The following is a 12,348-nucleotide window of genomic DNA, read 5'->3' as shown; positions in this document are numbered from 1 at the left end:
AGGTATTTTCATCAAGAATGCTAGGAGAAGACCCCTTGAAGAGTCTTTTGGCCATTGATTCATGGCCTTCGACACACGCGGCCTCGGCCGTGGTTGCCGCCGACGGTGCCGTCCTGGGCTCACACGGTGACGTCGACCGCCGCTTTGCGCTGGCCTCGGTCACCAAGTTGCTCAGCTCCTATGCGTTCCTGGTGGCCTTGGAGGAGGGCGCCTTCGAGCTCGATACCCCGGCCGGCCCGGAAGGCTCGACCGTAAAGCACCTCTTGGCGCACACCTCCGGCTACGACTTTGCCGAACGAACGGTGCGCTTTGCCCCCGGGGCCAGGCGGCTGTATTCGAATGTCGGCTTTGAGGTCCTTGCCGAGACCCTGGAGAAGGCCACGGAAATGAGATTTGCCGACTACCTGGGTGAAGCCGTCCTGCAGCCCCTGGGCATGGCGGGCACCTCCCTGGACGGCAGCGCCGCCGCGGATGGCGTTTCCACGCTCGGCGATCTCGTGGCTTTTGCGGCCGAGCTGCAGAGCCCGACCCTGCTGGATGTGCAGACCCATTCCCAGGCCACGCACGTGGTGTTCCCGGATCTTGCCGGGATCCTTCCGGGCTACGGACGCCAAAGGGACAACACCTGGGGCCTGGGATTCGAAATCCGTTCGGAAAAGTCCCCGCACTGGACCGGCCTGCTGAACTCGCCGGAGACCTATGGGCACTTTGGCCAGGCGGGGACGTTCCTGTGGGTCGATCCGGCATTGAGCGCGGCGTGCGTGACGCTGACGGACAAGCCGTTTGGGCCGTGGGCCGTCGAAGCGTGGACTCCATTCAACGACGGCGTCGTCAAGGAACTTGTGGGCAAGTAGCGCCGGCGGGCGGTTTCAGCGAAAGGATCCTTTCGCGAAACCGCCCGTTCCGACAGCGCCTTTTCTTTCGGCTACTTGCGCAAATCGAAGCTCAGGCTGCCATGCACTGTCGCGTAGATACGGACCCCGGGCACCGGCTGCGGGAGGTCCGCGTCGACCGGGCAGATGGTCCGAGCCGGTTTTCCGGTTTGACCCGAGGAATCACTTGCTGTGGTCCAAACATCGACGATCTCTTTTTCGAAGACCCTGAGGTCGTCGTTGCCGATCAATGCCGTGTGCAGGTTCCCGGCGGAGTCCATCGCCGAACTATCTGCACGCAGTCGCTTATTGACCTGCTTGTTTCCCGCCCTGTTCTTCAGCACGATCTCGGCCCCGGTCAGCGGCGCCATACTGGAAAGCCGCAAGGTAATTCCGCTCCCGGTTGCCGTTGCCGAGACGGTCTCCATGGGACTGTCGATGTTCTGCCTTTTGCGGACCACCCTCAGGATTTCTTCGAATGCCTGCTGCTGGATGAGGAGAGTCAGGGACCGATCTGCGTCCTCCAATTCCCGAAGCAGCGGCTCCGGAAGGAAGCGATCGACGAAAGCTGCATGCGATGTAACCCATTGCCTTTGCACGCGTGATTCCATGGCCAGGAATCTCGATGGTTCATAGAACCGCAGGCCCTTTCGCCTGAACAGGTCGAGCACGAGCAAGTCGGCAAGGCCACGGTCGTCGACCCCATGCTGCAGGATCGTTGATATCTCCGTCAGTGACTGGACGTAACCGGCGGGGTCGATTGGCCCGCTGCTGATATTGGTTCCCACCGCGCGGGTTCGAATAAAGTAGTAATCATAGTCTGAAAGAATTGAAATCTTTCGTGCCTTGAGATAGCACGAAGTCATTACAATTCCGTCTTCCAGACGAACTTTCTCTTCATGAAACCGAATGTTGTGCTCTTCCAGCAGGGATCGGCGTACCAGCTTCTGGGGAGACAAGGAGCGCAAGATCGTACGAAGTGGGACGTCTTCGATGGTTTTTGTGAATAGCGAGGCCTGGACGCGCCTCCCGCCAATCCCAATCATTTTGGGGACAACTACATCCGAGGAATGCTCCCGGGCGTAGTCGACCATGCGACGCAGAGCTTCGGGGCCCAGATGATCATCCGCATCGCAGAAGAACACGAATTCGCCACGGCTTTCGGATATGCCCACATTTCGAGGCTTGCCCGGCCAGCCGCTGTTTTCTTGATGAATGACCCGAAAATTGGCATTCCTGGCTGCATAGACGTCCAGAATTTCGCCGCTAAAGTCGTTGGATCCATCGTCCACTGCGATAACCTCAAAGTCACTGGACGGCAGGTCCTGGGCCTCGAGGGAATTCAGGAGTTCCGTCAGATAGGGCATCGCGTTGTAGACCGGGATGATGACCGACACGGCACATGCGCCGGGCTCTCGAGCCAAGGGACTCTTTTGCATCTTCCCGTCAGCCATGGAACGCATCGACGGATCCATGGCTGACGGAATCGAAACGTCCTTGGCCTTCTTTTTTCCCAATCCCCATCTTGACTTCAACCCCACCGGGATCCCCCTTTTTGTTTCCGATACGGTTTAAAAATACCCGCACCACAGTAAATACCTGAAAATTGAATTCACAAGAAATCCTATTCTCAGCAGTACATTACCATTACGTCGCCACTATCGGTTCACAGCCGGTCCTGCCGGGCAGCCCACTGGCAGGGTGGCCATGAGAAAACGCCGCGCACCACAGCCTCCGGGCGGCAGTTTGCCAATAGTGACCTGGTTGTCCCGCCGCCCGGCATGCCCCTATACGCGCTTGAGCGATAGGCCTCCGTGCAGGGTACGGTAGCTTCGCCAACCACAAATCGTTGCTGCTTTCAGGTCACCGAAGGCGACGCGCTTTCGAGTCGTGCCACCATTTGTGGAGGCGAAAGCGTCCAGGATCGTTCCCGGCGCGCTTTCACCCAAGGAAAACATCCACGTGCCCGCCTCGCTTGTTCTCGCCGATGTCCCCTCGATCGCGTCGCGCTCCACAAGAATCAGGTTCAAATCTGCGCCAAACGAACTGCTGGGTACGAATTCCAGGTCATCGCCACCACCGGGCCGGATCTCGGTGACGATCGGGCCAATGGTCTTCCCGACGATCCGGTCTGGCCGTGGATCGGCGTTGAGCACGTCCATCCAATTCTTGACGAACTTGTCCTTGCTGAATCGCTGCAAAGTCTTCTTGGATTCAACGGCCATGTCATTTCGCATCGCCGGATCCTTCATCAACGCCAGAATTTTGTCAGCCAGTGCCCGATTTTCGCCGAACGGTAAGAGGAAGCCGCTTCGGCCGTCAACGATGACATCCCGTGGCCCGTAATTGGCATCGTAGGCTGCCACGGGTACTCCATGTGCCATGCTTTCAAGGAGTATCAGGGGGAATCCCTCCGATACTGAAGTCAAAAGCGTCACTAACGCCCCACCGTAGATTTCTTCCGGTTTGTTTGTGAAGGGCATGAACCTGACGCCATCCTTTATGCCAAGTTCATCGATGAGATCAGCAAGGCTGTCTTCCTCGGCATCCTTGTATCCAAAGCCGAAAACTTCCATTCTCGCCCGTGGTTCCACGGCGGAAACATGCGCAAATACCCTCATGGCTTCGTCCAGCCGCTTCTTGGCGTGGATTCTCGCGACGAGAACGATCCTGTAGGGATCGACTTCCGCAGAGTGGGTCGATTCCGCGGGTGCTACCTGCCCGATGACTCTCATGATTTCATCGTGTCCGAATTCCTCGGTCATGTCCTTCTTCTGGGCCTCGGTCAGCAATACCAGCTGGTCCCATGAGTCCAGGTTCTTTCCGGCTCTGGTCCAGTTGGGACTGGTCCCGGAACCCGAGACGTATGGCGGCTGCAAATGATTGCTGTGGGCTGTCATGACCTTGAGGATGTTCCGGTGCTTGATTGATCCGACAATGTCATCAACGTTTTCTTTGGGAAGATTGGGAAGGTTCTCGCGGAATTCGGACACAATGGCCGGGGCCTCGTCCTTTTCGAGCTGGCGCTCGAACGCGAACTTGTACAGCCCTCCCATCGTGGCGAATGCACGCGGATTCTCGCCATGGAGGAACGAGGCACCCCACTTCGGGTCGCCGGCCTTCTGCCAAATGGTCAGGAAGCACTTGCCGTCCTGGCCGAAGAAACGTTGAACGGTGGGATTCGGGCTGCCCTGCTGATAGGTAAGGCTCCTCGCGACGGCACCAACCTCGTCCATCTCGTCTCGCCGGTAGCGGAACCTGGCCTCGTCAAAGTGTTCGACGACCTCTATCCGGCCCTGCGCATCAAAGCGCACGTACTGTTCATAGACCCCGTTGCGGAAGTACCGAAATTCCCTGCCCGTTTTACCCGTGGGGAAGGTCGTAACGTCCGGCCCTTCCTCAATGACGTAGGGCGAGCGTTCGTCTGTCGTGGATGGATCCAGCGTGTACAGAATGCTGTAGGCGCTCACCCCTGGATGCAGATGACCGTCCCTTTTGAGTTCTTCGACATCCACCTGCAAGCGGGGCTGTCCGGCCAGGACCGCGATGCTGACTTCCGGCGTTGTCCCTTCCGCGGCGAGGGCATTGGCACGTTCACGAACTGCCTTTACGAGCCCTCCACGTTTGAGCGCAAGGGTATTTACCAGAAAGTGGGGGGTTCTAGTCATGTCGTCAATCCTACCCAACGCGGGCGGGCATAATTCCAATCGCCGGCACAGGCAGGTATGGCAGGTGAAGGGCGTTCCCGATGCAGAAGAGAAGGCATGTGCGCATTTTAGCGGGCCTTCGGTGCTTGAAGATTCGGGGACCTACAAGCGATGCATTGACATCAGCGTGGCTTGCGCTGGCACCTGGGGCAGCTGTAGGAGGAGCGTCCCATGAAGGGATCCCGCCTGATCACCGAGACCAGGCCTTCCTCGGCACAGCGGGGGCAATCCTTGCCCTCGCGGCCGTAGGCGTTGAGCGATCTGTCGAAGTATCCGGAGGCACCGTTGACGTTTACATACAGTGAGTCGAAGCTGGTGCCGCCGGCATCCAGGGCACGTCCCATGACCTCGACGAGGGCAGCGTGAAGACGCGCCACGTCGGGTCGGCGGATCGTTGCGGTGGAGCGCAGCCCGTGCAATTTGGCAGCCCAGAGTGCCTCGTCCGCATAGATGTTCCCCACACCGGAAATCACCTGTTGGTCGAGAATGGCGCGCTTGAGCTGGGTATTTTTCCTGCGCAAGGCCTGGTAGAGGGCCTCGGGCGTGGATGCGGGGTCCAAGACATCGCGGGCAATGTGTGCCGCGGCTTGTGGAACCCACGGCAGCTCCGAACCCATGCCCCCGGGAAATTGGTCATCGGTGGGCACCAGGTGCGAGAGAAACATCCCGCCAAAGATTCTTTGGTCGATGAAACGCAGTTGGTTGGGCTTGGCGGCCACGGGAGAGAGCCCGAGGCGGACCTTGAGGTGCTTCTCGTCCGGCGCGGCGGGATCCTCCACCAACAGCTGCCCGCTCATGCCCAGATGGGCCACCAGAGCGCTCGGCGTGGGCAATCCGTCCAGGAGCAGCCACAGGAATTTTCCGCGGCGTACGGCGGCGCCGATGCGGGTGTGTGTGAGGCTCGCGGCGAAGTCGGCTGGGCCCTCGACGTGTCGGCGAACTGAACGCGGATCCACGACCTGGACCGATTCGACGGTCCGGCCGACGACCCAGTCGTCCAGGCCGCGTCGAACCACCTCGACTTCCGGCAGTTCGGGCATTGCTTATTTGGCCTTGGCGGTGTCGTCCTGCGGGCGAACCATTTTCCAGGTCGCCGCGGCCGATTCCTGCTCAGCTTCCTTCTTGGAAGGTCCGCTCCCCTGGCCGTAGGGTGTGCCGCCGATGTGAAGCACGGCCACGTAGGTGCGTGCGTGGTCCGGGCCGGAACCCGTGACGCGGTACTCGATGATTCCCAGCTTCTTGGCTGCGGCAATCTCCTGGATGGCGGTTTTCCAGTCGGTGCCGGCTCCCAGCACATCGACGTCGTGCAGCAATGGCAGGACCATGCGCATGACCATGTCCCGGGCAACTTCGATCCCGTGGTTGAGGAACGTTGCACCGATCAGGGATTCCATGGTGTCGGCAAGGATTGACGACTTGTCCTTGCCATTGGTCAGGATTTCTCCCTGGCCCAGCAGGATGAATTCGCCCACGCCGAGGGAGCGGGCGATGCCGGCCAGTGCACGGGTGCTGACCACGGCGGAACGACGCTTGGCCAGGTCGCCTTCGGGCAGGTCCGGGTAGTTCTTGTAGAGGTGGTCGGTGACGGCATAGCCGAGGACCGAGTCTCCCAGGAATTCCAGGCGCTCGTTGGTGGGGATGCCACCATGCTCGTAGGCGTAGGAACGGTGTGTGAGGGCAAGACGAAGCGTCTCGGGGTCAATAGTGACCCCGAGACGCTTCAAAAGCTCTTCTGTTGAAGGCATCAGACAGACTTACGCGTCTGCGACCTTGCGACCCTTGTATTCAAGGAACAGCTCGGTGCCTGCGGAATCCGTAACAACCTTTGCCTGGTGCGGCAGGCTGTAGGTGACGCGGCCATTTTCCATGGTCTTCACCAGGGTAGGCGCGGTTGCCTTCCACTGGGCGCGACGGGCGCGAGTGTTTGAGCGGGACATCTTCCTCTTCGGGACAGCCACGGCTACTTCTCTTCTCTCTCGACTGAATGTGTACTCTGTGTCGCGTCCTCTGCGACGATGTCGGTCAGCCCGGCAAGCGCTGCCCAACGAGGATCCAAGACCTCATGGTGATGCTCAGGATCCTCATTCAGGCTTTTTCCACATTCGGAGCAAAGCCCTGCACAGTCTTCCCGGCATACCGGTTGGAACGGCAGTGCGGTCACCACTGCATTCCGGAGCACCGGTTCGAGATCAATTCGATCATCTACAACCTGGTACTGGTCAAGCTCTTCTTCTTCGGTGAACTCGTGTAAGCCCTCGTAGTAGAAAAGTTCTTGAATGTCGGCATCGAAGTCGTACGCCATGGCTTCCAAGCACCGTCCGCATTCACCGCTGATTTCAACAGTGGCGGTTCCGGAGACCAGAATGCCCTCGTGCACGGCTTCGAATCGCAGATCCAGATCAACTTCTGATCCTTCACGGACTCCGATGAGTGCCACACCGATTTCAGCTGGTGCGGCGACCACCTCATCAAGGGTCGTCATGTTTCCGGGGCTTCGCCCAAGATCCTTGGTTAAGAAAACCAGGGGCGAACTGCGATCGATGTCGTGTGACGACGAACGATCTGAACGCTTTTCGCTAATGATGACTCCTGTAGAACATAGACCGACATTACATCCTAGCGCGGTTTGCGACGGGAGCCAAAACCACTGAGGATAGAGCGTTGCGTCACAGGAGCCCCGGTGCCGAAGATTTCATCGACCACCCTGCCTGCTGATTCTCCGTCGTCATGAGGCGCAAACCGTGAAATGAATCCATCGCTGGGTCCGGATTCGTCCAGTTTACCGTCGAGGGCGCTTCTGAGGGTTGACCACAGTTGCTCCTCTTCGGTGACAATGGGTCCAGGCAGTTCCTTTTCGTAGTCCAGGTAAAAACCACGCAGGTTGTCGCGGTAGTTCTCAAGGTCGTAGGCGAAGAATATGATCGGCCGGCGCAGCAGCGCGAAATCGAAAAACACCGACGAGTAGTCGGTGATCAGGACATCGCTGGCGAGGTACAGGTCCTGGATCTCCGGATAGGCCGAAGCGTCGACGATCCGCCCCCGCAGCTCCTCGGGAATCTGGAGCCCGGAACTGACCAGCACGTGCATCCGCAACAGCAGCACGGTGTCTTCCCCAAAGCGCTTGTCAAAGGCCTCGAGGTCGAAGGGCAGCTCAAAGGTGAACCGTCCCTTGCCGTTGCTGGCATCGTCACGGAACGTGGGCGCATAGAGCACGACCTTGTGGCCTTCGGGGATCCCCAGGGTGGTCTTGACTTCCTGCGCCCGCACCCGCGACTCCGGTCGCAGCAAGGGGTCGTTGCGCGGGTACCCCAGTTCCAGGACCGGTCCCTTGTATGCAAAGGCGCTGCGCATCGCCTCGGTCGCGTAGGGGCTTGGCGACAGGAGGTGGGTCCACTGGCCGATGGCACGCGTCACCCGGTCCAGGTACCCGTCGTCGCGGCCGTGGATGTCCTCGATGTCGTTGAGCATCCGCTTGAGCGGAGTACCGTGCCAGGTTTGGACATAGACGCCGTTCTTGCGCCGCGTCATGTAGGAGGGCAGGTTCTGGTTAACCACCCAGTACTTGGCGCGCGCCAGGTTCCAGAAGTATGCCGGCGACAGGCGCTTGACGGTCGTGGTGTTTGGGTCGGTGAACCCATGGGTTCCCGAGTAGATCCAGACCTTCTTGCGCGTGTCCCCGCGCCGGAGCATTTCCTCGTAGATGTAGCGCGGGGAGTCTGCATACTGCTTGCCGAGGCCGGCTTCAAAGACGACGAGGTTGTTGTCCATGGGCAGCTTGCCGGCGAGCACCTGCATGCGCTTCATCAGCGGGAAATAGAAGCGGCTGTTCCGGAAGCGTATTTGTGCGCGATCAACCAACTCGCTTTCCCGCGGATCCTTGATGTCGACCAGCGGCACGTGCATCTCCCGGATGGCTTCGAAGACGCGGGCGGAATGGCCGCGGTCACGGGCCACGATGAATTTGGATGCGCGGTCATGGTAGGTGGTTTCCATCTTCATCCCGCGCCCAACCGTGGAAGCCAGGGATTCAATCAGCGCTTCGCGCGTAAATGAGATCCGCCCGGGCAACTCGCGATCCAGGTCCAGGTGCGATCCCAATGGGCCCAGGAACCGGTCACGGTCGAACTGGAAGTAGTGGACGGGCTTGTCAAGGAAACCAAAGTCAAAGCCAACGCTCGAGTAGTCGGTGACCATTGCCGCACTTTGCTTCATGAGGAACTGCACGTCGACTTCGCCTTGCCCGACAATCCGGACCGGCGCTCCGGCGAAGAATGACCTCAGGTGCTGCATGTTCGGGTGCAGGCAGAAGACCAGTTCAAGTTCTTGATCCCGCACCAAGCCGGCCAGTGCCGGATCATGCAGGAATTCGTTCCACTGCTGGAAGTAGTCGGACTCGAGGAACGATTCTTCGTCTTGCAGCCAGTCCCTCCACGTGGGAATGATCAAGACCTGTCGGGGTTGGACGGGCACGTCCGTGTCGAAGAGCGCATCGAAGCGCGGCAGGCCCGTCACAACCACCTCGCCGGGATCGTAGCCAAAGTCCTTGACGATATAGGACTTCTCACGCTCGGAAGAAACACAGAACAGGTCTGTCTGGAAGCCGGCCGACTTCTTTCCGTAGTTGGGAACCATCCATTTGGTTCCCATGACGCCGTGCTGCAGGAAGACCTTCCCGGCGCGTGACTTCGCCAGGAATGACGGATGGCGCGTGGGGTACAGATAATCGGGGTGGTGCGACCCAATGATGCGATCCGCGGCCAGGGCGATCTCGAAATGTTCCTTCGACTGGTAGCCGATGACATTGCCAAACCGGGAGACGTTCTCGAATTCCGGCGAGGCCTTGTCTATGACGTAGTAGGCGTCTATTTCCGGGTGATTTTCCCGGACGTAACGGAAGAAGTGGTAGCCATTGTCCTGGGCCTTGTAGGGCAGTTCCCCGATGAGCCAGAGGGGCCTGCGTCCACGGCTGGCCAACAGGTGCTTGGCGGGGCTGAAGTCCTGGAGCACCTTGAATGAGGCCTCGTCAATCACCTCAAGAATCAGGGAGGTTGCCTTGCCCTTGAACGTGTAATAAGGATTGACGACAAGTGTCTTGCCGTCGCGGGTGACGTCGCCGGCGCGGGTGGTGGCGCGGATCGCGTACGGAGTCCTGGCCACGCGCACACGCTTCGGTTCGTCGACGCCCTGGACGCCAAATTCGAGGTAGAGGTCGAAGTTGTCCGTTGACTCGATCTTGTCCCAGTCGACATCGGCAAGGGCGGCTTTGGCTGTCCACGTGTACCTGCCGAATCCGTTGCGCAGGCTGGTCTGTTCCTGCATCAACCGAAGGTCAACGGCACCGCTGAACTCCTGGCCGCTTCGCCGCCCCAGGACCAGGAGGCGTGCGGACGACAGACGCGAACTCCGGCTGTAGGCAACCCCGGACAGCTGCAGGTTTCCGGCGACAACGGAAATGGCGTCGGTGCGCAGCGTGACACTGTGCCGGATCTCGCGGTTCATGGCAATCACGAGCTCGCCGCGCTTGTTGACGTAGGGGCGGGCGAGCCCCTCCGGTGCTTCATGTCCTTCGAGGGCGTCCAGTTCGGTGCGGGCGGCGCGACCCAGCACCCGATGGTACCGCACAGGTTCCCCCACCTCGCTCGAGCCTTCATCCACCAACTCATTGACCTCGGCGCGGGTCAGTGTTCCCTCAACTGCCGCGATCTCGACCGCGGCCACGCCGAGTGGGAGTGCGCCGATTTCGCCTTCGTATTCAAGGCAAACTCGGACGATGCCGTCCACCGCGTCGGCTTCCTCCTCGGGCTCCCCCACGAGCCCGGGGGCCAGCGCTTTCCATTGTTCGCACAGGGAGGCGAGGTCGATGGAGCCGGTGGCGCGGTAGGCATCCGTGCCCGCGTCTTCCACGGAGTCAAACGCGATGCGCTCGATGACCGCACTGCCGTGAAGCACACTCAATCCCAGCGGCTTTTGGCTCGTCGCCGAACGGACCCGGAGAAAACGCCCCTCTTGGCTGACCTCCAGGGAAAGCGAGCCCTTGAGCGCCCGGGATTTCCGTTGGGCGTCCTTCCGGTGGATGCGCTTTCCATACAGGTCCTGGACCATGCCGGCCAAGGTCTTGGGTGTTTGCTTCACAAAGCAACCTTTCGTTCAGGAAAAATCTGTGGGGCGGGGAGGAGCGCTCTCGCCATCCGCCTGGGGTGGAGTGGCACCGGACAATCTGCCATGGATCCCGCTACGACCCCGTTGTTGCCCACGTTAGCTGCCGCCTTCACTGGCGATTTCGAAGGAGGACGGCCACGGAAACACGTGCTGCAGGAATTCCTTCACCGTCGAGGTGCGATCAGCATGTTGATGTTCATGGACACTAACTTCGTTCAGGCAGAACATCTGGGGACGTTCTTGCAGGAACAGTCTGGCCAGCTTGAGGTGCACCTGTTCCGAACCCAGGTCGATGTATTGGTAGTCGATCTCCGCGGGGAACGCCGCGCCCAAGGCACATCCGTAGTAGTGCGCAAGCGCCGAGGGAATGGACAGGTCAGTATCGCTTCTGAAGCGTGCCCTGGCTGTCCGGTCGGTTTCCATTGGGTGTCGCTGCGCGATGGTGGTCAAGGTCGACTTGAGTTGCGCATGGGCGACGTGCTTGAACTTGTGGGCGGCCGATTTGCCAAAGGCGGCTTCCAAGAGCCGATTGTTGTTCATGGCCGCGACGTTGACCGGCAGGTTCTGTGCCTCCGGGAGATCGAATCTCGCGTCGGTGAGTGCGAACTTCGGATAGCCCGTTGGCGTGTAGAAGACCTGTTGTCCCAGCAAACGTCCAAAGAACACGTCGTCGTTTACGTAGACGAAACGTTCGGACAGATTGGGGATCCGGTGCAGCTGCGACTCGATGGCGTGTGAATTGAAGGTCGGCAGGGCATCGGGGTCGGCAAAGATCTCGCGGTGGTCCACGAGCGTGATCCTGGGATCCTCGACGTTGAACCATTCGGGGCGCTGCCCCGCAGTGACCACATAGATGTGGTTGACCCAGGGAAGGAATGCCTCGGCCGATCGAAGTGAATAGCGCAATTCGTCATGCGAGGCGTACCTTGCCTGGTCGTCAGCGGTTGGTAGGAGGTTGCCCGTTATCATTGCCTGGGCTTCACGCCGCTGCCGTTGCCACTCTTCGTCGGCCCCATCTACCCACGTGTAGACCAGGTCAATGGGTTCGGCCACTTCCAGGACGTTTTTCTCGGCCGGATTCCTGCCATCCGGGACAACCAACAGGTGCACCCCGATCGCCTCGACGAGGTCCTTGCGGCGACCCGTCTGGGACCTGGTCGCGCAGCTCCAACCGGTCACCGCTCCCGGGGGCAGTGCGTCCTTGGCGATCGGCTCCAGGACCCAGCCGGCGGACATCAATGCGGGACGCAGCGCCGAGGCGTCGCGCTCGCCAACATGGACCTGTGGTCTGCCGCCTGTCCACCGGAGCTGATGTGCGGACCCGGGTCCGCTGCCTGAAAAGGCGACCCCTTGCACCCGCCTAAGTTCCGCAATGGAGAGGGCGGAAGTGGGGGTCTTGCGGTCCAGGAGTTCGATGGACCGTCGCCAGAAGCCGGGCGGAACCATGGTGGCAACTCGGCCTTTCCAACCGGACTCCAGAGACATAAACACAACCTTCGAGGTATCGAATCTAACGCGCGCAGGTACGTTTGCCGCCCCACCAGTCTATTCATTTTCCCTGGCAGGTTCCGACATCCGGGCGCAGGCTCCCCCGAAGACGCACATAGGAT

General features: G+C 60.1%; 9 protein-coding genes. 1 reads left to right on the top strand and 8 read right to left on the bottom strand.

Going from position 1 to position 12,348, the window contains the following annotated elements:
* Positions 1-35 precede the first annotated feature (35 nt).
* The gene (locus tag AC6CHY_RS11795; RefSeq protein WP_498226810.1) at positions 36-854 is read left to right on the top strand and encodes a serine hydrolase domain-containing protein; all 819 of its coding nucleotides are present in this window, start codon (positions 36-38) and stop codon (positions 852-854) included.
* Between the two features lie 71 nt (positions 855-925).
* Here the strand turns inward: AC6CHY_RS11795 and AC6CHY_RS11790 are convergent, their stop codons facing one another.
* The 8 genes from AC6CHY_RS11790 to AC6CHY_RS11755 all read right to left on the bottom strand — a co-directional run bounded on the left by AC6CHY_RS11790 (position 926) and on the right by AC6CHY_RS11755 (position 12,223).
* Positions 926-2,389: a glycosyltransferase family 2 protein gene (locus tag AC6CHY_RS11790; protein WP_498226809.1), complete on the bottom strand. Its 1,464-nt coding sequence runs from the start codon at positions 2,387-2,389 to the stop codon at positions 926-928.
* A 270-nt stretch (positions 2,390-2,659) separates the two neighbouring features.
* On the bottom strand, positions 2,660-4,540 hold the full coding sequence (locus tag AC6CHY_RS11785) for a glycosyltransferase (RefSeq protein ID WP_498226808.1): 1,881 nt from the start codon (positions 4,538-4,540) through the stop codon (positions 2,660-2,662).
* Positions 4,541-4,701: 161 nt separating this feature from the next.
* Positions 4,702-5,619 (bottom strand): bifunctional DNA-formamidopyrimidine glycosylase/DNA-(apurinic or apyrimidinic site) lyase, encoded by a 918-nt coding sequence (mutM, locus tag AC6CHY_RS11780; RefSeq protein WP_498226807.1) that lies wholly within the window; start codon positions 5,617-5,619, stop codon positions 4,702-4,704.
* 3 nt (positions 5,620-5,622) lie between these two features.
* Complete coding sequence (rnc, locus tag AC6CHY_RS11775; RefSeq protein ID WP_217390465.1) at positions 5,623-6,324, bottom strand: ribonuclease III; 702 nt, start codon at positions 6,322-6,324, stop codon at positions 5,623-5,625.
* Positions 6,325-6,333: 9 nt separating this feature from the next.
* Positions 6,334-6,537, bottom strand: coding sequence for a 50S ribosomal protein L32 (rpmF, locus tag AC6CHY_RS11770; RefSeq protein WP_007273166.1), 204 nt, complete (start codon positions 6,535-6,537; stop codon positions 6,334-6,336).
* Positions 6,538-6,539: 2 nt separating this feature from the next.
* Positions 6,540-7,103 (bottom strand): YceD family protein, encoded by a 564-nt coding sequence (locus AC6CHY_RS11765; RefSeq protein WP_217390510.1) that lies wholly within the window; start codon positions 7,101-7,103, stop codon positions 6,540-6,542.
* A gap of 92 nt (positions 7,104-7,195) precedes the next feature.
* Complete coding sequence (locus AC6CHY_RS11760; RefSeq protein WP_498226806.1) at positions 7,196-10,711, bottom strand: CDP-glycerol glycerophosphotransferase family protein; 3,516 nt, start codon at positions 10,709-10,711, stop codon at positions 7,196-7,198.
* Between the two features lie 123 nt (positions 10,712-10,834).
* A complete protein-coding gene (locus AC6CHY_RS11755) occupies positions 10,835-12,223 on the bottom strand; it encodes a stealth family protein (protein WP_498226805.1) in 1,389 nt (462 codons plus the stop codon).
* Positions 12,224-12,348: the final 125 nt, after the last annotated feature.

The organism is Paeniglutamicibacter sp. GQ140, assembly GCF_059759235.1.
Note: the sequence above shows the minus strand (reverse complement) of the source record. Positions and strands in the feature narration are given on the sequence as shown.